Source organism: Lysinibacillus sp. NPDC093190, from assembly GCF_050280425.1.
In the GTDB taxonomy this organism is placed as follows: Bacteria; Bacillota; Bacilli; order Bacillales_A; family Planococcaceae; genus Lysinibacillus.
Genome location: NZ_JBNNVG010000023.1, coordinates 24,144 through 47,899, shown reverse-complemented (window position 1 = coordinate 47,899; position 23,756 = coordinate 24,144). Strand labels below are relative to the sequence as shown.

General features: G+C 38.4%; 23 protein-coding genes and 2 pseudogenes. 23 read left to right on the top strand and 2 right to left on the bottom strand.

The features are described 5' to 3' along the window. Position 1: 1 nt before the first annotated feature. The 16 genes from ACQKOF_RS17410 to rnz all read left to right on the top strand — a co-directional run bounded on the left by ACQKOF_RS17410 (position 2) and on the right by rnz (position 14,843). Positions 2-907 carry a sirohydrochlorin chelatase gene (locus ACQKOF_RS17410; protein ID WP_427559618.1) on the top strand — a complete coding sequence of 302 codons (906 nt, stop codon included), beginning with the start codon at positions 2-4 and terminating at the stop codon, positions 905-907. Further along, positions 904-1,665 (top strand): precorrin-6A reductase, encoded by a 762-nt coding sequence (gene cobK, locus ACQKOF_RS17405; RefSeq protein ID WP_427559615.1) that lies wholly within the window; start codon positions 904-906, stop codon positions 1,663-1,665. Before ACQKOF_RS17410 ends, cobK begins: the two co-directional genes overlap by 4 nt. A 12-nt stretch (positions 1,666-1,677) precedes the next feature. Next, complete coding sequence (locus ACQKOF_RS17400; RefSeq protein WP_053594968.1) at positions 1,678-2,337, top strand: precorrin-8X methylmutase; 660 nt, start codon at positions 1,678-1,680, stop codon at positions 2,335-2,337. Then, complete coding sequence (locus ACQKOF_RS17395; protein WP_427559612.1) at positions 2,337-3,470, top strand: cobalt-precorrin-5B (C(1))-methyltransferase; 1,134 nt, start codon at positions 2,337-2,339, stop codon at positions 3,468-3,470. Before ACQKOF_RS17400 ends, ACQKOF_RS17395 begins: the two co-directional genes overlap by 1 nt. Then, positions 3,427-4,647, top strand: coding sequence for a precorrin-6y C5,15-methyltransferase (decarboxylating) subunit CbiE (gene cbiE / locus ACQKOF_RS17390; protein WP_427559609.1), 1,221 nt, complete (start codon positions 3,427-3,429; stop codon positions 4,645-4,647). Before ACQKOF_RS17395 ends, cbiE begins: the two co-directional genes overlap by 44 nt. Beyond that, a complete protein-coding gene (gene cobI / locus ACQKOF_RS17385) occupies positions 4,640-5,347 on the top strand; it encodes a precorrin-2 C(20)-methyltransferase (RefSeq protein ID WP_427559606.1) in 708 nt (235 codons plus the stop codon). The genes cbiE and cobI overlap by 8 nt, the downstream gene beginning before the upstream one ends. Further along, entirely contained in the window at positions 5,347-6,132 is a 786-nt protein-coding gene (gene cobM, locus ACQKOF_RS17380; protein ID WP_427559603.1) for a precorrin-4 C(11)-methyltransferase, read from the top strand. Before cobI ends, cobM begins: the two co-directional genes overlap by 1 nt. After that, positions 6,125-7,246: a cobalt-precorrin 5A hydrolase gene (locus ACQKOF_RS17375; RefSeq protein WP_427559600.1), complete on the top strand. Its 1,122-nt coding sequence runs from the start codon at positions 6,125-6,127 to the stop codon at positions 7,244-7,246. Before cobM ends, ACQKOF_RS17375 begins: the two co-directional genes overlap by 8 nt. Before the next feature lie 11 nt (positions 7,247-7,257). After that, a complete protein-coding gene (locus ACQKOF_RS17370) occupies positions 7,258-8,625 on the top strand; it encodes a cobyrinate a,c-diamide synthase (RefSeq protein ID WP_427559597.1) in 1,368 nt (455 codons plus the stop codon). Beyond that, a complete protein-coding gene (locus ACQKOF_RS17365) occupies positions 8,618-9,256 on the top strand; it encodes a precorrin-2 dehydrogenase/sirohydrochlorin ferrochelatase family protein (RefSeq protein WP_427559594.1) in 639 nt (212 codons plus the stop codon). The genes ACQKOF_RS17370 and ACQKOF_RS17365 overlap by 8 nt, the downstream gene beginning before the upstream one ends. Next, on the top strand, positions 9,253-10,020 hold the full coding sequence (gene cobA, locus ACQKOF_RS17360) for a uroporphyrinogen-III C-methyltransferase (protein ID WP_427559591.1): 768 nt from the start codon (positions 9,253-9,255) through the stop codon (positions 10,018-10,020). The genes ACQKOF_RS17365 and cobA overlap by 4 nt, the downstream gene beginning before the upstream one ends. Before the next feature lie 37 nt (positions 10,021-10,057). After that, the gene (locus ACQKOF_RS17355; RefSeq protein WP_427559588.1) at positions 10,058-10,618 is read left to right on the top strand and encodes a nitroreductase family protein; all 561 of its coding nucleotides are present in this window, start codon (positions 10,058-10,060) and stop codon (positions 10,616-10,618) included. Positions 10,619-10,632: 14 nt separating this feature from the next. Continuing rightward, entirely contained in the window at positions 10,633-11,169 is a 537-nt protein-coding gene (locus ACQKOF_RS17350) for a cob(I)yrinic acid a,c-diamide adenosyltransferase (RefSeq protein WP_427559586.1), read from the top strand. 309 nt (positions 11,170-11,478) lie between these two features. Then, positions 11,479-12,978 carry a cobyric acid synthase gene (locus ACQKOF_RS17345; protein WP_427559583.1) on the top strand — a complete coding sequence of 500 codons (1,500 nt, stop codon included), beginning with the start codon at positions 11,479-11,481 and terminating at the stop codon, positions 12,976-12,978. Then, positions 12,975-13,811, top strand: a complete 837-nt coding sequence (locus ACQKOF_RS17340) for a class I SAM-dependent methyltransferase (RefSeq protein WP_427559580.1) — start codon at positions 12,975-12,977, stop codon at positions 13,809-13,811. The genes ACQKOF_RS17345 and ACQKOF_RS17340 overlap by 4 nt, the downstream gene beginning before the upstream one ends. A gap of 99 nt (positions 13,812-13,910) precedes the next feature. Beyond that, positions 13,911-14,843, top strand: coding sequence for a ribonuclease Z (rnz, locus tag ACQKOF_RS17335; protein WP_427559577.1), 933 nt, complete (start codon positions 13,911-13,913; stop codon positions 14,841-14,843). Between the two features lie 216 nt (positions 14,844-15,059). Here the strand turns inward: rnz and ACQKOF_RS17330 are convergent, their stop codons facing one another. Then, positions 15,060-15,602 (bottom strand): TetR/AcrR family transcriptional regulator, encoded by a 543-nt coding sequence (locus tag ACQKOF_RS17330; protein WP_427559575.1) that lies wholly within the window; start codon positions 15,600-15,602, stop codon positions 15,060-15,062. A 169-nt stretch (positions 15,603-15,771) separates the two neighbouring features. Here ACQKOF_RS17330 and ACQKOF_RS17325 point away from each other — a divergent pair, with 169 nt between their 5' ends. Then, entirely contained in the window at positions 15,772-17,202 is a 1,431-nt protein-coding gene (locus ACQKOF_RS17325; protein WP_427559572.1) for a DHA2 family efflux MFS transporter permease subunit, read from the top strand. Between the two features lie 338 nt (positions 17,203-17,540). On the opposite strand, the gene ACQKOF_RS17320 is transcribed toward ACQKOF_RS17325, so the two are convergent. Continuing rightward, the gene (locus tag ACQKOF_RS17320) at positions 17,541-18,437 is read right to left on the bottom strand and encodes a metallophosphoesterase (protein ID WP_427559699.1); all 897 of its coding nucleotides are present in this window, start codon (positions 18,435-18,437) and stop codon (positions 17,541-17,543) included. A gap of 421 nt (positions 18,438-18,858) precedes the next feature. On the opposite strand from ACQKOF_RS17320, the gene ACQKOF_RS17315 reads away from it, so the two are divergent. From ACQKOF_RS17315 to ACQKOF_RS17290, 6 genes and pseudogenes are all read left to right on the top strand, one after another. After that, a complete protein-coding gene (locus ACQKOF_RS17315; protein ID WP_427559696.1) occupies positions 18,859-20,115 on the top strand; it encodes a glycoside hydrolase family 5 protein in 1,257 nt (418 codons plus the stop codon). 209 nt (positions 20,116-20,324) lie between these two features. Continuing rightward, a complete protein-coding gene (locus ACQKOF_RS17310) occupies positions 20,325-20,897 on the top strand; it encodes a glycoside hydrolase family 73 protein (protein WP_427559569.1) in 573 nt (190 codons plus the stop codon). 12 nt (positions 20,898-20,909) lie between these two features. Further along, positions 20,910-21,258 (top strand): annotated as a pseudogene (locus tag ACQKOF_RS17305) (response regulator transcription factor); the annotation flags it as partial. Positions 21,259-21,329: 71 nt separating this feature from the next. Continuing rightward, a pseudogene (locus ACQKOF_RS17300) lies at positions 21,330-21,548 on the top strand (winged helix-turn-helix domain-containing protein); the annotation flags it as partial. Then, entirely contained in the window at positions 21,545-22,900 is a 1,356-nt protein-coding gene (locus tag ACQKOF_RS17295) for a histidine kinase dimerization/phospho-acceptor domain-containing protein (RefSeq protein WP_427559566.1), read from the top strand. The pseudogene ACQKOF_RS17300 and the gene ACQKOF_RS17295, both read left to right, overlap by 4 nt. A gap of 443 nt (positions 22,901-23,343) precedes the next feature. Beyond that, positions 23,344-23,574: an acyl-phosphate glycerol 3-phosphate acyltransferase gene (locus ACQKOF_RS17290; protein ID WP_370044341.1), complete on the top strand. Its 231-nt coding sequence runs from the start codon at positions 23,344-23,346 to the stop codon at positions 23,572-23,574. Positions 23,575-23,756: the final 182 nt, after the last annotated feature.

Sequence of the window (23,756 nt, the reverse complement as noted above, 5' to 3'; positions counted from 1 at the left end):
GATGAAAGCAATTTTATTTGTCGGCCACGGGAGCCGTTTAGAAGCAGGGAATGACGAGGTACGCACGTTTATCGAGCAAATGACACCTCGTATTGATGATAGCTTTTTAGTAGAAACATGTTTTTTAGAGTTCGCTTCGCCAAACATTGAAGAAGGTATTACGAACTGTGTAGAGAAGGGTGCTACAGAGGTACATGTTATTCCGATTATTCTTCTTCATGCTGGACATTCCAAACTACATATTCCAGCAGAGATCGAACATGCGGGTGAGCATTATCCAAATATAAAGTTCACATATGGTCAAACAATCGGTGTCCATGAAGAAATATTTGCTATTTTAGAAGATCGTTTAGCAGAAATCGGCTTTAGTGCTGAAGAAGAACATAAAGATACAGCCGTTTTATTAATTGCACGAGGCGGCAGTGATCCATATGCAAATGGTGATTTTTATAAAATTACACGTTTGTTATGGGAAAAACTCCCTGTTCAGTATGTGGAAAGCGCATTTATGGGTGTCACAGATCCACGTGTAGAAGAAGGAATAGAGCGCTGTGTGAAGCTTGGTGCCAAAAAAATCATTATGCTACCGTACTTTTTATTTACAGGTATCCTAATGGAGCGTATGAACGGCATGTGCAAGCAATTTAACGAAAAATATGCTGACTGTGATATTCAAATTGCCAACTATTTTGGCTATCATGAGCGTTTGCAAAATGTGCTATTAGAGCGTATTGAGCAAGCTGTTAATGGCACATCGACAGGTATGCAAGATTTAGAAAATTATCGTGCTTATGCGGCAGTGCATGGACCTGCGCATCATCACCATCATGACCACGATCATGGACATGACCACCACCATCATGACCATGACCATCATCACCACCATGAAGAGGAGCCGGTAAAATGATTTTCATGTTAGCAGGGACGAGCGATGCTAGGAATCTAGCACTTGAACTACAGTCAGCAGGTTATGCTGTGACGGCTACGGTCGTCACTGATTCAGCCGCTTCAAGCCTTGCAGAAGTCGGTCTTCCTCATTTAATCGGTCGTTTAACGGCGGAGGAGATGGCGACGATTATCACTGAGCGAGGGTACCGTTTAGTTGTAGATGCCTCTCATCCATTTGCTGAAGAAGCTTCAAAAAATGCCATGGCGGCAGCTGAGCAAGCCAATGTTCCGTATATTCGCTATGAACGTGCTCATGAGCATTATGCCCATCCACTAATTACGGTTGTGAAGGATTATGAGGAGGCTGCCCATTTAGCAGCTGAAAAACGTGGCGTCATTATGTTAACTACGGGCAGTAAAACGCTGGCTACCTTTACAAAGGTGTTACATGGCTTAGAAAATACGCGAGTGATTGCACGTATGCTTCCTCGACTCGATAATATGGAAAAATGTGAAGCACTTGGTGTGGCACAAAGAGATATTGTTGCCATACAGGGCCCTTTTTCTAAAGAATTAAACGAAGCCCTCTTTCGTCAATATGATGTGACATTGATGATTACGAAAGAAAGCGGCAAGGTTGGCTCGGTGGATGAAAAGCTAGAGGCAGCCCTTGCATGTGGCATTGAAACAATTTTAATTGCAAGACCAAATATAAAATACGGACAGCAATATTCTACATTTGAAGATGTACTACAAGCTGTACAAAACACACTTTAGGAGGCAATACAGATGGACTTTAAAACAGATTTCAAACCTTTAACAGTGGACCCAGATAAAATTTACGATTACAGTTTCTCTATTATTGCAGAGGAAATGGGTGAGCATAATTTCTCAGAGGATGAGTGGAAAGTTGTACGTCGCATCATTCACGCTTCTGCTGACTTTGAATTAGGACGTAGCGTAATTATTACACCAGGAGCACTTGAGGCCGGTATTAAATCAATCCTTGCTGGTCGCCATGTCATTGCAGATGTGCAAATGATTGAAAGTGGTTCAGGGAAAAAACGCTTCCAAAAGCATGGTGGCGATTTACACTGCTATATTGCAGATGAAGACGTATCGATTGAGGCGAAAAAACAAAACACAACACGTGCGATTATCTCCATGCAAAAGGCAACTAAATTACACGAAGGTGGCATTTATGCGATTGGTAATGCACCAACAGCATTGCTTGAATTGATTCGTTTAATTAAGGAAGGCTTAGCGAAACCAGATTTAATTATCGGTATGCCAGTTGGCTTCGTGTCAGCTGCTGAATCGAAGGAAGAGCTATTAAAACTAGAAGGTATTCCGTATATTACAAATGTTGGTCGTAAAGGCGGTAGTACAGTGACGGTTGCCGCATTGAATGCTGTCTCACTTTTAGCGGATGAACAGGCGAAAAAATAATGGAGCGGAAGCCTAAAAAGGATCCCAAGGACATGCGTCACGGTTATACAACGGGATCCTGTGCGACTGCAGTAACGAAGGCCGCATTACTTGCCTTAATTACAAATGAAGAGCAAGAAACAAGTACTATTCATTTGCCGATTGGCCGAGATGTGACCTTTACGATTGAAAAATGTACATTTCAGCAGGATGCTGTCAGCTGTGAAACGATTAAAGATGCTGGTGATGACCCGGACGCAACACATAAAGCACTCATTGTTGGCACGGTAAGCTGGGCCGATATACCAGGCATTCATCTGGACGGTGGAATTGGTGTCGGGCGCGTAACAAAGCCCGGCTTACCAGTACCTGTCGGAGAAGCAGCCATCAATCCAGTACCACGGAAGATGATTCATAGTACTGTACAAGGCGTACTTGATGAATTTCAAATTAAACGAGGTGTTAACGTAGTTATTTCCGTCCCTAAAGGTGAGGAAATTGCTAAAAAAACGTTAAATGGGAGACTTGGTATTATTGGAGGCATCTCCATTTTAGGCACAAGGGGAACCGTCGTGCCTTTTTCGAGTTCCGCTTATATGGCTAGTATTGTCCAAGCGATTAGTGTTGCAAAAGAGGCTGGTTGTGAGCATTTAGTTGTTACGACTGGTGGACGTAGTGAAAAGTATGCGATGGCACAGTACCCTCATTTGCCAGAGGAAGCGTTTATAGAAATGGGCGATTTTGTAGGCTTTACATTAAAGCATTGTAAACGACTTGGTATGAAGCAAGTATCGCTTGTTGGTATGATGGGGAAATTTTCGAAGGTGGCACAAGGTGTCATGATGGTGCACTCCAAAAGTGCTCCTATTGATTTTAACTTTTTAGCTCAATTAGCAGTGGATATAGGTGCTGATGAAGAAACCGTTATGAACGTACGAGAGGCAAACACTGCTTCACAGGTCGGAGAAATTATGGCAGAAAAGGGCTATGATGCATTCTTCCACCACTTATGTGGGGCATGCTGTTATTCTTCATTACATCACATTAAGGGCGGTTTAACGCTTTCCACATCGATCTATTCGATGCAGGGACAATTATTAGGAAGGGCTGATGACATTGCATCGATCGATGAAATTGATTGGAATCGGGGATAACGGACAAGAAAGCTTGCTACCGCAATATGTACAGTGGATTGAAGACTGTGAGGTGCTTGTTGGTGGGGAGCGTGTTCTAGAATTTTTCCCGAACTTTACCGGTGAAAAAATGTTGATTAAAGGTGGTCTTTCAGCGCTTGTTGAAAGATTATCTACAGAAACAAGAAATACAGTTATTTTAGCGTCAGGTGATCCGTTATTTTACGGAATCGGTGGGTATTTAGCGAAAAAGCTAGACATTGACGTTTATCCATATATGAGCTCACTCCAGCTTGCTTTTTCAAAGATGGGGGAAAGTTGGCAGGATGCTTATGTCACTAGTATTCATGGGCGCTCGATGAAAGGCCTAGCACAACGTATTGATGGTAAAAAGAAAGTAGCACTGCTTACAGATGCAGAGAATAATCCAAATGAGCTGGCACGTTATTTAAAACATTTTGGCATGACAGAATACCGTGCATTTGTGGCAGAAAATTTACAGGGCACAAATGAGAAATTCGGCTGGTATTCGCTTGATGAATTAGAAATGGCTGATTTTTCTCCTTTAAATGTTGTCATTCTGCAGCAAACCTCAGTACCGAAACGTTATGCACTCGGTATCGATGATGAAGAATTCTCACAGCGTAAGCCAGACAAAGGTCTGATTACGAAAAAAGAAATTCGTGTTTTAAGTTTACAAGCGATGCAGCTACAAAAGGATAGCATCATTTGGGACGTTGGGACATGTACGGGTTCGATGGCTATTGAGGCTGGCAAGCTTGCGCCAGAAGGTCAAATATTTGCAGTGGAGAAAAACGCCCCTGATTTAGAAAATTGCTTGCAAAATCAGCAAAAATTCCGTGTAGATATTACAGCTATTCATAGTAAAGCGCCAGCAGGACTTGAAAACTTCCCTGATCCGGATGCGATTTTCATCGGCGGCACAGGAGGAGAAATGGTGGAGTTATTGCAATTGTGTTGTACACGCTTAAAGCCAAATGGTCGTATTGTCTTGAATGCGGCAACAATTGAAAATTTATATAAAGCAGTCGAAGCGATTAAGTCTTGTGGTTTTGCTGTAGACATCTTGCAGGCACAGCTTGCGCGCAGTAAACCAATATTAGATATGACACGTTTTGTCCCATTAAATCCGATCTACATTATTTCTGCATATCGAAAGGAAGAAAATCATGAGTAATCTTGGTATTTTATATGGCTTGGGCGTAGGTCCTGGCGATCCAGAGTTAATTACAGTTAAGGCATTCCGTGTCATTCAAGAATCGCCTGTTATTGCCTATCCGAAAAAACTAAAAGGCAGTAAAAGCTACGCACATCGTATCGTAGATGTCTATATTAACCCAGAAGAAAAGGATATGCTTGGCCTAGTATTTCCAATGACAAAGGATGAGGCTGTATTAGAACGCGAATGGACGAAATCAGTGGAACTTGTCTATGAAAAATTACAAGAAGGTAAGGACGTCGCATTCGTAACAGAGGGAGACCCATTATTATATAGTACGTTCATCCATATGATGAAGCTTATGCAGGACATGCACCCTGACGTTGAAATTCGAACAGTTCCTGGAATTTCTTCATTTAATGGTTCAGCATCCCGACTTGGTATTGCACTGGCAGACGGAGATGACCGTGTTGCCATTATCCCTGCCCATGATGACTATGATGCAATGCGTGAAGCGATTGAAAGTCACGATGCAGTGGTGTTCATAAAAGTAGCGAAGGTTATTGATTTAATGCTTGAGGTGCTACGTGATTTAGATTTACTTGATAAGGCATCAGTCGTAACAAAGGTAACGTCTGACGAGGAAATTATTTGGGATGTACAGGAGCTAGACGGTGTCGATTTAGAATATTTAACGTTAATGGTGGTGCGTAAATAATGAAGAAAATTTATATTGTCGGCGCTGGTCCTGGTGATCCAGATTTAATTACAGTAAAAGGCTTACATATGCTACAAACAGCAGACGTTGTGATGTATACAGATTCTTTAGTGAGTGAGGACCTTATTGCAAAGGCACGACCAGATGCTGAGGTTATTCGTACAGCAGGTATGCATTTAGAGGAAATGGTAGCGGTCATGATAGCTCGTGTCAATGCGGGGAAAGTGGTAGCTCGTATGCATACAGGAGACCCTGCTATGTATGGAGCGATCATGGAGCAGGTGGCACTGTTAAAAAAAGAGGGCATCGGCTATGAGGTTATTCCTGGTGTTAGCTCTGTCTTCGCTTCCGCAGCGGCAATCGGGGCAGAATTAACAATTCCTGACTTAACACAAACACTTATTTTAACGCGTGCTGAAGGACGTACACCTGTACCAGAATTCGAGAAGCTACGCGATTTAGCGAGTCATCACTGTACAATTGCATTATTCCTGAGCGCAACGCTAACAAAGAAAATAGTAAAAGAATTACAGTATGCTGGCTGGGCTGATGATACACCAGTAGCTGTTATTCAACGAGCTTCTTGGCCAGATCAAAAAATCGTACGTACAACATTAGTTGAACTGGATGAAGCGATGCGTGTGAACGGTATTCGTAAGCATGCGATGATTTTAGCTGGCTGGGCATTAGATCCGACTATTCATGATAAAGATCAATATCGTTCGAAATTATATGATGCTACCTTTACACATGGCTTTAGAAAAGGCGTGAAGACTAGTGATTGAGTTACAAGAGGGCGTATTGCCAGAGGTTGACCAACGAAATCCTTATGCAGTTGTAGCCATCACAAAGCACGGTGTTCAAATTGGACGTCGCTTGCAGCAAACCTTTGCTGCGAGCGACTTATATTACATGAGTAAATTCGAGCAGGGTGATGAAGCAGAAAAGCATATTCAGATGTTTACAGGTACTGTGCGTTTACTGCTGCCTACTCTTTTTAAGCAATATAAAGGCTTAATTTTAATCATCTCACTCGGTGCAGTTGTACGCATGATAGCACCGATTTTAAAGGATAAAAAGACAGATCCAGGTGTTGTTGTCATTGACGACCGTGGTGAAAATGTGATTAGCGTGTTATCGGGACATTTAGGTGGCGCCAATGAGCTGACACATGAAGTAGCCGCAGCACTCGGAGCAAATCCAATTATTACGACAGCCTCAGATGTGCAAAAGACTATTCCGGTTGATTTATTTGGAGCACGTTTTGGCTGGGTATGGGATAGTGCCGATAAACTGACACCTGTCAGTGCCTCTGTTGTTAACGAGGAGCACGTTGCAATCGTTCAGGAAACGGGGGAACTTGACTGGTGGATGCGGGACACAGCGATGCCAGAGCAAATTAAAATGTATCCGTCAACATATGCTGCGATTGAAGCGAAACCACATGCGACATTGCTGATTACTGACCGCATCATTGACCCGGAGGAAGAAGTGCTTCTTGAAAATGGTGTTATTTATCGACCAAAATCAGTCGTGCTTGGCATGGGCTGTAATCGTGGGACATCTGTGGAAGAAATTGAGCAAGTCATTGATGAAACCCTTGCAGAGCTGAAGCTTTCGAAAAAAAGTGTTAAAGCGTTATGCACGATTGATTTAAAGAAGGATGAGCAATGCTTCCTAGAAATAACAAAGAAATATGATTGGGAATTTGTAATATATTCACCGACGGAATTAAATGAAATTGACTTCCCATCACCTTCGGAAACCGTTTTTAAATATACAGGAGCATACGGGGTGAGTGAACCTGCAGCAATGCGTTATGCGCAGGTGGAGTCGCTTGTGCTAGAAAAGAAAAAATCGGGCAATGCTACAATCTCTGTTGCTAGATTAACATTTTAAGGAGGAAGCCTATGCAAACGAATCGCTTTGTACTTGCTGGTACTGGCAGTGGAGTTGGTAAAACAACTTTTACCATTGGACTAATGAAAGCGTTACAAGAAAAGGGCAAAATTGTGCAAGGCTTTAAATGTGGTCCCGATTATATAGACCCTACCTATCATACTGCTGTTACAGGACGTGTATCGCGCAATATCGATAGTTGGATGTTTTCACATGAAGCAGTGCGTGATATTGTCGCGCGCGCAAGCGAAGATGCTGATGTTGCCATTATTGAAGGAGTTATGGGCTTTTATGATGGCAAAAGTCCGCTATCGGATGCTGGCTCTGCAGCAGATATTAGTGTTGTCACAGAAAGCCCTGTTATTTTAATTGTCAATTGTGCAAGTATGGCACGAAGTGTAGCAGCAGTTGTGAAAGGTTTTCAAATGTTGTCGGATCAACCGAATATCGTTGGTGTCATTGCCAACCAAGTCGGTAGTGTTGGCCATTATGAAATCGCGAAGGCTGCTATTGAGCAGGAGTGCGGTATTCCTGTGATTGGCTATTTGAAGCGTGAGGAAGGAATTGATATTCCTAGTCGCCATTTAGGATTAGTGCCAGCGATTGAACGAGGAGAACTCGATACATTTTTTGATAAGCTAGGCTCTTTAATGGCAGAGACGATAGACTTAGATCAATTGCTCGAATTAACAAAGGCTCCTGTTCTACAAGAATCAGGGCAACTATTTGCGGAACAACCATCTCAAAATATTTGCATTGCGGTAGCAAAGGATGCCGCGTTTAACTTTTATTATGAAGAGAATTTGAATTTACTGCGTGCAAAAGGAGCCGAGCTTCAATTTTTCTCACCACTTGCGAATGAACCTGTACCTGCTGAAGCAGACGGATTGTATATAGGTGGGGGCTTCCCAGAAGAATTTGCGGATATTTTGGCGGACAATTCGGATGCCAAACAGTCAATTCGTGAAGCAGTTGCCAAAGGTTTACCAACATTAGCTGAGTGTGGTGGCTTTATGTATTTGACGGAGGCTATTACGAACAGCAATGGTGACCGTTATGACATGGTTGGTGTTATTCCGGGAGAAGTAGCGATGCAAACAAAACTTGCGGCTCTCGGCTACCGTGAAATTTTTGGCACACCAAATAATTTTTTAATTGATACGGATGAAGAAGCAAAGGGACATGAATTCCACTATTCAAAATATAGCGGCTCACATAATACGCCGGCCTATGAAACGAAGGGGCGCTTTGGTAACAAACAAGAGGGCTACCAAGTAGGAAATTTAGTAGCTGGCTACACGCATTTTCATTTCGTATCAAACCCAAAGCTTGTTGACAATTGGTTATCAGCTTGTAAGAAGGTGAAAAATCATGACTAATTATTTTCCTATTCATATCAACATTGAATATAAAACTGTAGTAATTGTTGGCGGTGGGCACGTAGCAACACAGAAGGTAGCATCATTGCTTCCAGCTAAAGCTAATATTGTCGTTGTTAGTCCAACTCTAGACGCCTCATTATTACCGCTTGCTGAATCAGGGCAAATTACGTGGCGTGAAAAAGAATTTGAAGCACGTGATTTAGATGATGCATCACTCATTATTGCAGCAACAAATGATACGTCAGTAAATGAGGCCGTACAAGAAGCGGCACAGCATTGGCAGCTTATCAACCGCGCTGATGCTCAGGCAGAGAGCGACTTTATAACGCCAGCTACAGTACGCCGTGGTCCATTAGTGTTAACTGTTTCAACGTCAGGTGCCAGTCCAGCATTAGCGCGTAAAATCAAAGCTGATCTCGAAGAGCAATTTGATGACGTTTATGACGACTATATATGCTTCTTACAGCAGGCACGTTTAATGATTGCTGCTAAGTTTGAAAAAGGCCCACAAAGACGTAACGCTTTACAAGCATTACTTGAACCGAGCTTACTAGAATGGACACGTAATGGAGAGATTGATAGACGTGAAGCATTTTTACAACAAATACTGATGGGAGAAGCGCGATGAAAGACGGAATTGTGTATTTAGTTGGAGCTGGACCAGGAGATCCAAAGCTCATTACAGTGTACGGGCTCGAATGTATTCAAAAGGCGGATGTCATTGCATATGACCGTCTTGTGAACCCGAAATTGTTAGAGTTTGCGAAAAAAGATGCTGAGCTTGTGTACTGCGGTAAATTACCTGGTAAGCATCACTTAATTCAAGATGAGATTCATACATTACTTGTCGAAAAAGCGCAGGAAGGCAAAATTGTCACACGATTAAAAGGTGGCGATCCATTTGTTTTTGGTCGTGGTGCAGAGGAAGCTGAAATCTTAAAAAATCATGGTATTACGTATGAAATTGTACCTGGTATTACAGCAGGGATTGCTGCTCCGGCGTATGCTGGTATTCCTGTAACACACCGTGATTTTGCAACAAGCTTTGCTCTTGTAACAGGGCATGGTCGTGAGGAAAAAGGACAGGACTTTTTAAATTGGCCTGCACTTGCAACAGGTATCGATACAGTCGCCTTTTATATGAGTGTTGGCAATATTGCTTATATTTCTAGAAAGCTCATCGAAAATGGTCGCAAGGCAACTACTCCAGTCGCTGTTATTGAGTGGGGAACAACAGATCAACAGCGTACCATTACAGGTCAGCTTGCTGAAATTGCTAGCATTATTGAACGAGAAGGCTATCATAATCCTTCCATGATTGTCGTTGGCGAAGTCGTCAATGTACGCGAGAAAATTCAATGGTTTGAAGAAAAGGGACTAGCCCTTTCTTAAAGACAAAAGTTATTTGAGCATAAGGAGGAAACACATCATGACAGTAATGGAGGCTTTAAAAAATCGTCGGGCGATTCGCAATTACACGACACAGCCTGTTGAAAAAGAGAAAATCGAGCAAATTCTACAAGCGGCTACTTATGCTCCAAATGACCGTATGCGTGAGCCTTGGCATTTTTATGTTATTCAAGATGATGCGATGAGACGCTATGAGGAAATGGCAAGTGCTTATTTGCAAGAGCGATTCCCAACAAAACCAAATTTAGTAGAAAGCTCGTTAAAGGTTGTTCAAACAACGCCTGTTGCCATAGTTGTTACTGCAGATATTGTAGAAGACGACGCTGATGCGACAGCAGATAATGTCTTTGCTGTAAGTAGTGCCATTATGTCCATGTGGCTTGCCGCCGAGGAGCTAGGGCTTGGCTTTGTATGGCGTACACGCGGAGTGGGGCTTGTTCATGATCCACGTATGCATGCATTCATTGGCGCAAGTGACTCACAAAAAGTAGTAGGAACTATCTTTATTGGCTATCCAGAAGAGCAGGAGCTTAAAGACAAGAAACGTACCCCATTTGAAGAAAAAACAACATGGCTTTAAGGGAGGCTTGAAGAATGGCTAGAAAAGGCTTGTTTTTAGTTTATACAGGTGAAGGGAAGGGCAAAACAACAGCTTCTCTTGGTGTTACATTGCGCGCAGTTGGTCGAGGACTAAATGTACGTTATATGCAATTTATTAAATCACCAGAGCGTACATACGGAGAACAAATTGCTCTTCGTAAGCTTGGCGTAGAAATGGAGCAAATGGGAATCGGCTTCACTTGGACAAAAACCCCCGAGGAGCATCGTGCTGCTTTAGCAAAGGCATGGAAAAAAACAAAAGCCGCTCTACAAGACGACAGTATTGATTTACTCGTATTAGATGAGCTCAACAATGCGCTTGCTATTACAAAATTTCCAATTGATGATGTGCTCCCATTAGCCGAAGTCATTGAAGCTATCCAGCAGCGCCCATCTACAATGCACATAGTCGTAACAGGCCGTAGCGCCAATCCAGCGCTTATTGCAATGGCCGATTTAGTATCAACCATTGATGCGACAAAGCATTATTATGACGAAGGCATTCCAGCTGTTAAAGGCCTAGAATTCTAATTTGATGGTCTCGTATCTGTGGGGATACCCGCGCTTGGGGGAAATACCCGCGAAAGCAAGGAGAATACCCGCGCTTTGAAGGGAAATACCCGCGAAAGCAAGGAGAATACCCGCGCTTGGGAGTGAAATACCCGCGGGAGCAGGAAGAATACCCGCACTTTGGGGGAAAATACCCGCGGAAGCAGGAGGATATCCGCGCTTCAAGAGGAAATACCCGCGAATCAAGCTGAACCCCTCGCATCGCTGGGAATACTCGCGTTCTCTGACTTGCCCCTGCGCTTCAACTATAAATAAAGGAGGGAAAAGACTATGCCAGCAAAATCTATCATGATTCAAGGAACGGCCTCTGATGTAGGGAAAAGTATGATTTGTACTGCGCTGTGCCGTATTTTCTCTGATGATGGGCTAAAGGTAGTTCCATTTAAATCGCAAAATATGGCCCTTAATTCGTTTGTAACTCAAGATGGCGGTGAAATTGGCCGTGCACAGGGTGTACAAGCAGAGGCAGCACGTGTTGTCGCAACTACGGATATGAATCCTATTTTGCTAAAACCAAAGCAGGATATGGTATCGGAAGTGATTGTTCATGGCAAGCATTTTTTAAATATGGATGCTAAAAGCTATCGCAATCAATTCGTTCAAGAAGCGATGCCGATCGTTGAAAAGTCAGTTCGAACTTTACAAAATACATATGATGTCATTGTCCTTGAAGGTGCGGGGAGCCCGGCAGAAATTAATTTGAAAGACCGTGATATAGCAAATATGCGGATGGCTCATTTAGCAGATGCAGCGGTTGTGCTAGTGGCTGATATCGATCGAGGTGGCGTGTTTGCATCGATTGTTGGAACACTTGCATTACTTGATGATGCTGAACGTGCACGTGTAAAAGGGTTGATTATTAATAAGTTTAGAGGGATGCGTGAACTACTTGATGATGGCATTGAATGGGTAGAGCGTGAAACGGGGATTCCTGTACTTGGAGTTGTACCGTATGTAGAAGTCAATATTGAGGCTGAGGATTCGCTAGCGCTATCTTCATTACGCTTTAAAAAGCCAAAGCAAGGGGAGTTTGCAGTGGATGTGGCAATGATTCGCTTGCCGCGCATTTCAAACTTTACTGATGTTGATCCATTTTTCGATGAGCCAGAGGTTGGTGTACGTTTAATTGGCAATGTCAATGAGCTTGGTACGCCCGATTTACTTATACTACCTGGAACAAAAAGTACAATGGATGATTTAGCATGGTTAAAGGCACAAGGCTTCGATCGTGCGATAGCAAATTTACGTGTACAAGGTACAAAAATTATTGGTATTTGTGGTGGCTTCCAAATGCTTGGCGAAACGTTACTAGACCCAGATGCAGTAGAAGGAAATGGTGATTCAGCGCAAGGTCTAGGGTTATTACCAATGGAAACTGTTTTTGTTGGCGATAAAAAAACAGTTCAAATGACCGGAACAAGAGAACAGGATACGTTTACTGGCTATGAAATTCATCTTGGTCGTACAAAAATTTTACGTGACGAAGTATCACCATTTTTACAGCTTGCAGATGGGCGAGTAGATGGGGCAGTAAGTGCTGATGAACAAGTAATCGGAACGTATTTCCACGGATTATTCCATAATCGTACCTTTACACGACAGCTTGTCAATGACATTCGCGTGAAAAAGGGGCTCGTTGCTTTACCAGGTGATGTAAAAAGTGACGCAGAACGTAGAGAGGACGCTTACAATATGCTGGCAAAGCATGTGCGTGCTAATCTCGATATGAAAAAAGTATACGAAATCATGAATATTGAGGTACCTGTATGACAAGAAAAGGACCGTTAGCAATTAATTATGAGGCGTTATGGCAGGAAGGTATGAAGGACTGGCATGGCCAAATGCCTGAAAGAATGGTCAATGATCAATTAGAGGAGCAGTTTTGGGCGCAGTCAATCGCACGTAAAAAGGTCGGACAAACAGATCCTTATGCTGCAATAATTTTTCAAGAAATTAAAAATAGTATTCAACAAAAGGACTCGGTATTGGAAATTGGTCCAGGCTGGGGTAATTATACGTTTCCACTAGCTGATCATGTGCGAAAGCTAACGTGTGTAGATAGCTCAGAAAGTATACTTAGCTATTTAGAAAATTGCATGGAGGATAAGCAACATGTTTCTTATATTCATGCAAAATGGGAAAACCTTGCTGAAGATGAAGTAGAAGCGCACGATATAGTCATTGGTGTCAATTGCTTTTATCGTATGTATGAAATCAAATCAGCACTTTACCATATGAATCGTCTAGCTAAAAAGCGTGCAATTATTGGCATGACAACAGGGCCAATTCAACCTCACTATGAAATTTTATACGAAAAGTATGGCTACGATATTAAATTTCCACGAAGAGATTATATAGAATTTTTAAATTTACTCTATGAAATGGATATTTATGCAGAATGCAAAATCATCCCATTGCAACGAGTGTATGAATATGAAAGCTATGAGCAGCTTGTCACAACACAAAGCAAAAAAATATTAAATAATACTTTTAATAGAGAGCATGTTGAGGAATCGCTCTTGCCGTTTATTGAGGAAAAGAACGGGCGTTATTATTATCGTCATGATTTCCATGCGGCACTCGTATCATGGGAGCCGAAATAATTATGAAACCTTTGGACAAAACTAGTGACCAAAGGTTTTTTTTATTGGGAGCGATAGGGTACAATAAAGCGATATAGATATTGAAGTGAGGTGGCATATGTGCAACTACATTTTTTAGGAACAGGCGCAGGAATGCCTTCAAAGGACCGAAATACAAGTGCTCTAATGGTAAAGCTATTAGATGAAGTGGGAGAAATGTGGCTTTTTGATTGTGGAGAGGCGACCCAACATCAAATTTTGCATACATCGTTAAAGCCACGTAAAGTAACGAAAATATTCATTACACATTTACATGGTGACCATATTTTTGGTTTACCTGGCTTTTTAAGCTCTCGATCATTTCAAGGCGGTGAGGAGCCATTAACAATATTTGGTCCACTAGGTTTACAGCAATGGATAGAACAAACCTTTGCCTTGTCAAAGACACATTTAACATATCCATTACAATTTGTTGAAGTCCAAGAAGGCATTATTTATGAGGATGAACATTTTACAGTAAGTGCAAGTGAATTGCGACATGTAGTTCCATGCTTCGGTTACCGTATTGAGCAAAAGGATTTGCCTGGCGAACTGTTAATGGAAAAAGCACTGGCTCTTGGTGTTCCAAAAGGTCCTATGCTAGGGCAATTAAAAGCTGGGAAAGATATTGAGCTCGCAGATGGCACAATTGTTTATGCGAAAGATGTTGTCGCTCCGCCGAAAAAAGGCTTTACGCTCACTATTTTAGGAGACACAAAATACTGTCCAGAGGCTGTTTCATTAGCTAATGGAGCAGATATCGTTATTCATGAAGCAACCTTTGATGGTACTACGACAGATTTAGCAGCGAACTATGGACACTCTACAAATGTCGAGGCGGCAAAGGTGGCACAACAGGCAGGAGCAAACTATTTACTGCTAAACCATTTAAGTGCACGCTTTTTACCATATGATTTACCAAAATTCTTAGCAGATGCACAGGAGATTTTCCCACAAACCTCCCTGACATCCGATCAATCCGTATTTACATGGAATAACAACAAATTAATTTAATTAAAAACATAAAGTACCTTTTAGATGACGCTTCATTTAAAGGGTACTTTTATCTTTATTCAGCGATTTTTTTCTGGCGAAAGCGCAGCGACAGCAACAAATGTTTTCTGTGCGAAAGCGTAGCGACAGCAACAAAATGCTTTAATAGCGAGACAAACCTACATTTTGAAGTGAGCCCTAGGTAAGAAAGAGTATTTTATAAGGTAGTTACAAAAATTATCGATACAATTCAATAATTTGAGTGGCTATATATTCGGAGCTAAAATGAACTCCATTTCTGAGCCACCACATGATGATCCCAAGTATTGAAGATGCGAGAATATCCATTGATAGCGTTATTTCAGAAGTATCAGTGCTTTCACTTTTACGTTGTATGACAATCAAGTCCTTTAATGTCATATGCATTTTTCTATTGAAACCAGGGTGCTCAAATAGAACAGCTAAAATTTTTCTATGCTTATAAAAGTAATCTAAAAACGTAATTAATTGTTCTTGATTATTTAAATTATCAATTTGTAAAGTTGGAGACATTTTCGACAACAAGTCGTCGAAAATATCATATACTACTTGCTTTAATAAATCATTAATATCTAAAAAATGTAAATAAAATGTTGCCCGATTTAGCTCTGCACGTTGGGCTATTTTTTGTACTGTAAGTTTCGAAATATCTGGGTTTTCAATCAAAATATCTACAGCAGCTTCTTTAAATACCCGTTTAGAGCGAATAGATCGTGGATCTTGTTTTTTGTGTGTAGTCAATTTAATTCTCCTTTATCTATTAAATGCAAATTTAATTAATAGTATTTTAAAATCTGTTGTTTAATTGACACTTCTTGAAAAATTGTAAATAGGAATCAAAAAATAAAAGTGTTATTATCTATTTTATTGACATAGTGTTAATAAAACAAGTGGAAAGAGGAATAATGTAATGTCGGAATCAATAAATAAAAAAGTACTATTAACAGTATTAATTTTAGGGTGTTTTTTATCTACACTAAATCAAACACTGTTGAACGTTGCATTAAGTAATTTAATGGGCGTATTTTCCGTTTCTGCTACAACTGTTCAGTGGTTATCTACTGGCTTTATGTTGGTAAATGGGGTGCTAGTCCCTATTACAGCATACTTAATGAAACGTTTTTCAACACGCCAATTATTTATTAGTTCAATGCTGTTTTTATTATTAGGCTCTATTTTTTGTGCAGTAGCTCCGAACTTTACGACTTTACTAATAGGTCGTATGATTCAAGCAATAGGGGCAGGAATTATTATGCCATTGCTAATGAGCATCGTGATGTTTATTTTTCCTCCTGAAAAAAGAGGCAGTATGATGGGCTTAATTGGGCTAGCTATGATTTTCGCTCCAGCAATTGCACCAACATTAGCAGGTTTCGTTATAGATTATTATTCATGGCGTTGGTTATTTATTGGAATAATCCCATTTGTCGTGATCATTATATTGATGGCAATGAAATATTTAATTAATGTTTCAGAAACAGCAAAAACGAAGTTAGATGTAATCAGTGTTATTTTATCAACAATTGGCTTTGGTTTGATTTTGTATGGTTTTAGTAATGCAGGAAGCCATGGTTGGGATGATAAAGTTGTAATAGTTACTATACTTGCGGGGGTAATGACTACAGCAATATTCTGTCTTCGCCAAATTAAATCTTCTGATCCACTTCTTAACTTATCCGTTTTTAACAATAAATTATTTACGCTAACGTCCATCATCAACATTATTGTCACAATGATGATGTATGCGGATATGATTTTATTACCAATGTATTTGCAAAATGGAAGAGGGTTTACGGCATTAGACGCTGGTTTATTATTATTACCGGGTGCACTTGTAAATGCATTTATGTCTCCAGTGACAGGGAAAATGTATGACCGCTTTGGTGCAAAGCCGTTATTTATTATCGGTTTGATTTTTGTCATTCCTTCAATGTGGGTTGTAACAGATTTAACAGAAACAACAACCTATAGCTTTTTAATGATACGTACCATTTTTCTACGTATAGGGTTGAGCTTTATCACAATGCCATTGAACACAGCTGGTTTGAACGCTTTACCTAAGACACTTGTAACGCATGGTACAGCAGTGAATAATACATTACGTCAAATTGCAGGTGCAATTGGATCTGCAGTCGTTATTACAATTTTCACAGCACAAACGACAAACCATGCGAAAACATTGCTAGCAGAAACACCAAATGCTACGGCTGAAGGTATTCGCACACTTGCTTCTATTTTGGGCTCAAGTGATGCCTATTATTTCATGACAATCTTAGCGATAATTGCATTTGTTTTAACTCTATTTGTTCCATCTAAAAATAAGTTTCAACAACAATCATAATTATTTTATATAGACTATAATTACGAGCAGTAGTTAACGTTTTCTACGTTAGCTTACTGCTCTTTTTTTATGGTTAAATACGATATATATGAGTGTGATTTTTATAGTTCTTATAGTTTTTAATGAAACGGAGGAAGAAGATGAAGGTATTAGAGATTGGATCAACCGAGTATAAAAGATATATGCTACTAAATCGAGAGGGAGAACCCGTTATTCCAGCCATGAAATATCTAAAATATCTTTCCAATATAGGGGGAGAAAAACGAAGCCTAATCGAAATGATTAGGCTTCTTATTTATTCTCCTAGAATAGACAGAAAGAAAATCTTGCGAGTATCATCAATTTTTTAATAAAAAAACAGAAAGTTCTGGCTTACTCAAAAAGCGTATGGGCATTCTTGTTGTACCAATACCACGATTTACATACAACTGTAACGGTTTTGTTTTCCCTTGTAATGGATACAAACCTTCAACATATTGGCTTGCTAATGAAGTAGTGATAATAGGGCCAATGAATGGAAGTTGTACTTGCCCTCCATGACTATGACCAGATAATTGAAAATCAACCGGATACACAAGAACTTCATCTACTGCATCGGGTTCATGCACTAACAAAATGTTAAAGTCCTTTTTTCGTAAGTTTTGAAGAGTATGCTGCACTTTTGGCTTGCCAAGTAAAAAATCATCAAGACCAGAAAGCGTAATATAATCACCATTGCTTACCTTAATTTTTATAGTTTCATTAACTAAAACTGTAAAACCTGCTTCCTCCATATACTGTTCGTACAAATAACCCCCTCCGCCTCCACGGTCATGATTACCGAACACTGCATATTTTCCAAGAGGAGCGTTAATTTGGGACAAAATTGTTTGTGAGTATTTTCTTTCGGAAGTATACTCACTAAAATTGTCAATTAAATCACCTGTAAAGACTACAATGTCGGGTTTTACTTCATTTATTTGATTGATTAACATTTTCTGCTGCTTATGAGAAAAATTTGGCCCAAAGTGTGTGTCAGAGAATTGCACAATCTTTACATTTTGAAATCCTTCAGGAATATTAGGATTTTTGATATCAGTCCATGTAATAGACAATGATTTTGTCTCAAAGTGGGACGCGTATAAATAAGTAGTGATTGGAAAAATGAAAATCATAAGGAAAAGAACACATTTCCACTTAAGATTCTGTTGAAACATCCTTCCTATTAATTTCAAGGAAGTGATTAATTTTACCATTGATAATCTATTTTCTTTTGTATGCTTCGAATTAACTTTCAAATGTCACCTCTATTTTTGTCATAAAAAACTACCATTTATTAAATGTTGTAGCATTTTAATGTTACAGGAGGTTGTCATTTAGAGATTTGTATAAAAAATTAAAATCATTTCTCGACTAGCAATTTATTTAAAAGTGTAAAAAGAAGGGGTACTGCCAAAATATCTAAGCATCAAAACGTTACAACTAAATTTGCTTGCTCTCCCCTACCCAATATTCCTCATTAAATACTTTTAAAAAATCCTTAAATTGATTTCAGATAAACATATACACATCCGCTTATTTTGTCACATTCACGTAACACAGGTTCAATAGTATATATCACGAGGTGATAATATGAGAGAAATAAATCAAAGGAAATGGCTGAAAAATAAATTCAAAATGATAGCTTCCCTTGGTTGTGCTTTGACAGTAGCACTTGCTGCTGGTTGTAGCTCTTTAGAGCAAGAAAAGAAACAGGAAAAACTAGAAGTAAAGGAGATAAAGAAAGATTTTTGGGATGAGCAACGAAAAGGAACAAATTTTATGAATTCTACTTCTTTACCGGAAAATTATGAAGAGGCGAATAAATTCAATATTGAATTTATCCGTTTAGCACCTGATAAATGGGCAAAAGATAAAGACTTCTTATTTAATGACGGAAAAGATTCTAATCCTAGTAAAGATTTCTTAATCGGTAATGCGGATCAATATGAGGGAATTGTTGAAGAAGATTTTATAAAGTTAAAAGAGGATTTGGATGCAGCCTATGCAAGAGGGTCAAAGATTGTACTAACTATTCTAAGTCTTCCAGGAAATCGTTGGAGGCAGTTTAATAACTATGAAAATGACGATCGTATTTGGCAAGACTTTAAATATCATGAGCAAGCAGCGCTTTTTTGGAAAGATCTTGCCTTCCGTTTGAAAGATCATCCTGCAGTGGTTGGATATAACGTAATTAATGAGCCACATCCTGAAACAGCTACGGGATTTAATGATTTTTGGACAAAAGATTATGACGAATGGTACAAAAAATTAGAAAATACTCCGGCAGATTTAAACATGCTTTATGGAACCATTGTAGATTCTATACGATCTGTAGATGCTGATACACCCATTATTTTAGACTCAGGTTTATTTGCCACTCCATGGGCAATAAACTATTTAAAACCAATAGATGACGATAATGTGTTATATGCATTCCATATGTATGAACCTTATGAAATGACAAGCCAAAATCGAAAAAAAGGATTCACATACACTTATCCTGGTAAGGTGAAGGTTGGTGAAGATCAAACAGAAAAAATGTTCAATAAAGCTTCATTAAAAGAGTTTTTAGAACCAGTTGCACAATGGGCAGAGAAACACAATGTAGCAAACAACCGAATTATGGCTGAAGAGTTTGGAATTAATCGAATGGTTGGTGGAGCCGATCAATATATAAAGGATTTAATTGATATTTTCGATGATTATGGCTGGCACTGGGCATTTTATGCATTTCGTGAAGATACGTGGGAAGGTATGGATTTTGAATTAGGAAGTCAACCAGTCAACTGGGCATATTGGAAAGCTAAGGAAAATGGCGAACTACCGGATAGAAAAGATATAGAAGTTGATAATTCGATTTGGGATGCATTGAAAAAAGGATTGAACAAATGAGCTTGTTCGTTACACATAGTTCAGAATAAAATTTTTATTATCGGTAGTACAAACTATAGTTTGTACTACTTTTTTTATAGAAATGAGTGAACAAAGTATTCATTAATCCTATTAAAGGTTTTTCATCTAATATTATTCTTTTGTCAAATGACTGTAACATTCCTCTTTTAAAATATATGTAATAAATTCATTTAAAAAGAGGTTATATAATGAAAAGAATCTGCAAATATAGAAAATCCAAAGTATCAATAATTATACTAGTAGTTAGTTTAGCTTTACTTTCTGTTTTTTTTATAAGACTATTTCATAAGGAAAATAGAGAGAATCACTTTATAGATGAAATCGCTCCTATAGCTGTAGAATTAAACCAACAAACAGGAGGAGTGCTTCCGAGTATAACAATTGCGCAGGCGATATTAGAATCGAATTATGGCGAAAGTGAATTGGCTATAAAAGCAAATAATTTATTTGGGATAAAAGGTAGCTATAAAGGCAATTCAGTAAAAATGCTAACTATGGAATATAAAAATAATAAAAGTTATACAATTGAAACTGAATTTAGAGCTTATCCAGATTTGAAAAGTGCATTTATTGACCATACTAAATTAATTTTAGAAGGAACGAGTTGGAATGAGCATCAATATTATGATGTTCTTGCTGCAGCGAATTATCAAGAAGCCGCCCATGCTTTGAAAAAAAACCACTATTCCACAGATCCTATGTATCCTGAAAAATTAATTGCTATTATAGAACAGTATAATTTGGGTAAATATGACAATTAGGAGATAAATATAATGAATATACTTATCGCTGATGATGAACTAGATATGTTAAAGATTTTACAAAGTTATTTCAAAAAGGAAGGATTTACGGTATTTACGGCTACAAATGGTTCAGAAGCACTTGATATTTTCTATAATGAAACAATTGATTTGGCCATTTTGGATTGGATGATGCCAGAAAAAGATGGGATTACAGTTTGCCGCGAAATGAAGAAGACTCAAAAAATTAAAATATTAATACTAACAGCTAGAGATACAGGAGAAGATGAATTTATTGCCCTTTCTGATGGCGCTGATGATTATGTAAATAAACCATTTTATCCAAAAGTTTTATTAATGCGGGCGAAAAAATTGTTACAAATGGAATCCATTCAACGAATAAACGATGTTTCATTTGATATTTCAAGCAAACGTGTATGGAGATCTGGAAATGAATTGATTTTAACAAAGACTGAATTTGAGCTTTTACGTATATTTAGCCAGAATAGAAGACAAATATTAACGAGAGATCAACTACTTGATTTAATTTGGGGAATGGACTATGAGGGTGATCCACGGACGGTAGATACACATATTCGGCGTCTACGTGAAAAAATCGGAGAGGATATTATCCAAACACATCGAGGAGTTGGATATAGTACAAGGGAATGAAACGAAAAATTGGGACAAAATTAACTATTTATATAACTCTTGTTGTTGTCATCACATTTAGCATCTCACTTGCGGTAAGTCAGTTTTTTCTACCAAAATATTATCTTTATCAATTGAACCAAAAAGTAACTAATGCTTTTTCAGCGTATCAGGAATTTGAGGATAAGAGTTTGGTGGAGCATCAATTTGATGTAACTATTCTTTCAGTATCTCTAAAAGATAATATTAATGTCCTGAATGAAAATTTAAAACAGCAACTTGCAAGAGAACATATTGCACTTAATAAATTTTGGGTTTCCGAAGAAGTATTACAAAAAGTTAATGAGGATAAAATTGTAGGCAAGGTTTATAATCAAGGAAAACAAAAGTCCAGTTTTATCGCACATTATTCAAAAGATGATCATCAGCTAATTATGATTGGTGCCTCAATGGCTAATTTTATTGATATAGCTTATTTTATTACCCGTTTTAACATATTCTTTTTAATAGTCAGTATCTTACTGATTATTATTATTACTGCCTTTTTATCTCGAAAACTAACAAGACCGTTAAATGAACTCAAAAAAGTTGCAAAAGAAATTGGCGAGTTGGAATTTAAACAGGCTGAAATTCGTACAGGAGATGAAATCGAGGACCTTGCAAAAAGTATTAATAAAATGAGTAAGGCACTTGAAAAGGCGCAACAAGATTTATCTAAACGGAACATTGACTTAAAGCAATTTATGATAGGTTTAACCCATGAGCTTAAAACTCCTTTAGCATTAGTTAGAGTATATTCCAGTGGAATTGAAGATGGTATGGATGATGGAACTTATCTTGCAACCATTAACAAGCAAGTTGATAGAATGGAAAAAATAATTACAGATATGCTTTATTTCGCCAAAACAGAAGAAAATGATTCTAATAAAACAAACTTTGATTTAATTATGTTGATTAATGAGATACTGGATAACTATCGACACATACAAGGAGATAAACATATTTATTTTAAAACTGAAGTTACTGAATTTATGCTGTCGGCTGAACAAGATAAAGTACATTTCATATTTGAAAATATGATTAGTAATGCAATCAAATATGCTTCTGAAGATGAAATTCAGATTTTCTTTAGTCAAGATGGAGTGTTCGAAATTAGTAATGACACCACTCTTACAGATATATCTAGAATATGGCAGGCCTTTTATGTTGGAGAAAGCTCTCGTGACAAAAACTTTTCAGGTACTGGGCTAGGACTTGCTACCGTTAAAAGCCTTGTTGAACAATTAGGATATTCAGCTCAAGCAACGCTATCTAACAGTAAAATCATTTTTAAAATCGATTTTGTAAATCATGATTGCGTGGATATGCTTTAAATCATATTGTTGCTAATTTAAAAATGAGTCTTAATATTAATTGATAACAGTTGTTGAACGATCCTAAAACAACAAAACAATGTTACCATTATTAGTCTAAAGACAAACAATCGCAACATTGTTTTTTATTTGGTAGTTGTATCTTTGCATACATGTATTTAAAGAAATAAGCCTAATTAACTTTGAATAAATTAATAAAAAGTCTTGATAAAGTGTTATGCATTCAAAGTTTTGGCCGAATTAGTTTTGTGAATGCTTTAAAGAGCCTTGCTACAATAATGTGTGTAGCAAGGCTCTTATTTTTAAAATGTCTCAACCTATCAAGTAACAAGAAATCAAATACAAAGTAGTAATAGTTGTAGAACGGAAATTTGGAATATAAAAGAATTATAATGCGGTTAATAGTATATTTTTGTATAATTTAGTAAAGGGGAGTGGTTTATATGAATCAGCAAAAGATGCCACCAGCACTATTGCGTTTAATTGTTATTTTTCCAAATGTGCTAAGCTATTTATTACTTGTTGGACTAATTGTGTTTGTTATCTCAAATTATGACACATTAAAAGCTACGGACAACTTAACGGTTTGGCTTATTTTTATTGTAGCACTTGCACCAGCCGCTGCCTACACGACATTCAGTATTGTCAAGAAAATTCGTGCTGGACAAATGTAAGCTAAATGACAACACGTGTATTCTTTAGTTCATCTAATGGATACACGTGTTTTTTTAATTCCATTTTGTGTGTTGTAAGATTACTCTTTTCATTAAATTACATTTTCAGAAACAATTTATTCAGAAAGTAGACTTAATGAAACTCAAAACGAATAAAAAAATCCCATCTAGAGAAACTAAAG

Coding starts and splice junctions, on each gene's coding strand:
- ACQKOF_RS17410 (WP_427559618.1), top strand. CDS start 2: ATGAAAGCAATTTTATTTGTCGGCCACGGGAGCCGTTTAGAAGCAGGG.
- cobK (WP_427559615.1), top strand. CDS start 904: ATGATTTTCATGTTAGCAGGGACGAGCGATGCTAGGAATCTAGCACTT.
- ACQKOF_RS17400 (WP_053594968.1), top strand. CDS start 1,678: ATGGACTTTAAAACAGATTTCAAACCTTTAACAGTGGACCCAGATAAA.
- ACQKOF_RS17395 (WP_427559612.1), top strand. CDS start 2,337: ATGGAGCGGAAGCCTAAAAAGGATCCCAAGGACATGCGTCACGGTTAT.
- cbiE (WP_427559609.1), top strand. CDS start 3,427: ATGACATTGCATCGATCGATGAAATTGATTGGAATCGGGGATAACGGA.
- cobI (WP_427559606.1), top strand. CDS start 4,640: ATGAGTAATCTTGGTATTTTATATGGCTTGGGCGTAGGTCCTGGCGAT.
- cobM (WP_427559603.1), top strand. CDS start 5,347: ATGAAGAAAATTTATATTGTCGGCGCTGGTCCTGGTGATCCAGATTTA.
- ACQKOF_RS17370 (WP_427559597.1), top strand. CDS start 7,258: ATGCAAACGAATCGCTTTGTACTTGCTGGTACTGGCAGTGGAGTTGGT.
- ACQKOF_RS17365 (WP_427559594.1), top strand. CDS start 8,618: ATGACTAATTATTTTCCTATTCATATCAACATTGAATATAAAACTGTA.
- cobA (WP_427559591.1), top strand. CDS start 9,253: ATGAAAGACGGAATTGTGTATTTAGTTGGAGCTGGACCAGGAGATCCA.
- ACQKOF_RS17355 (WP_427559588.1), top strand. CDS start 10,058: ATGACAGTAATGGAGGCTTTAAAAAATCGTCGGGCGATTCGCAATTAC.
- ACQKOF_RS17350 (WP_427559586.1), top strand. CDS start 10,633: ATGGCTAGAAAAGGCTTGTTTTTAGTTTATACAGGTGAAGGGAAGGGC.
- ACQKOF_RS17345 (WP_427559583.1), top strand. CDS start 11,479: ATGCCAGCAAAATCTATCATGATTCAAGGAACGGCCTCTGATGTAGGG.
- ACQKOF_RS17340 (WP_427559580.1), top strand. CDS start 12,975: ATGACAAGAAAAGGACCGTTAGCAATTAATTATGAGGCGTTATGGCAG.
- ACQKOF_RS17325 (WP_427559572.1), top strand. CDS start 15,772: ATGTCGGAATCAATAAATAAAAAAGTACTATTAACAGTATTAATTTTA.
- ACQKOF_RS17320 (WP_427559699.1), bottom strand. CDS start 18,437: ATGGTAAAATTAATCACTTCCTTGAAATTAATAGGAAGGATGTTTCAA.
- ACQKOF_RS17315 (WP_427559696.1), top strand. CDS start 18,859: ATGATAGCTTCCCTTGGTTGTGCTTTGACAGTAGCACTTGCTGCTGGT.
- ACQKOF_RS17310 (WP_427559569.1), top strand. CDS start 20,325: ATGAAAAGAATCTGCAAATATAGAAAATCCAAAGTATCAATAATTATA.
- ACQKOF_RS17295 (WP_427559566.1), top strand. CDS start 21,545: ATGAAACGAAAAATTGGGACAAAATTAACTATTTATATAACTCTTGTT.
- ACQKOF_RS17290 (WP_370044341.1), top strand. CDS start 23,344: ATGAATCAGCAAAAGATGCCACCAGCACTATTGCGTTTAATTGTTATT.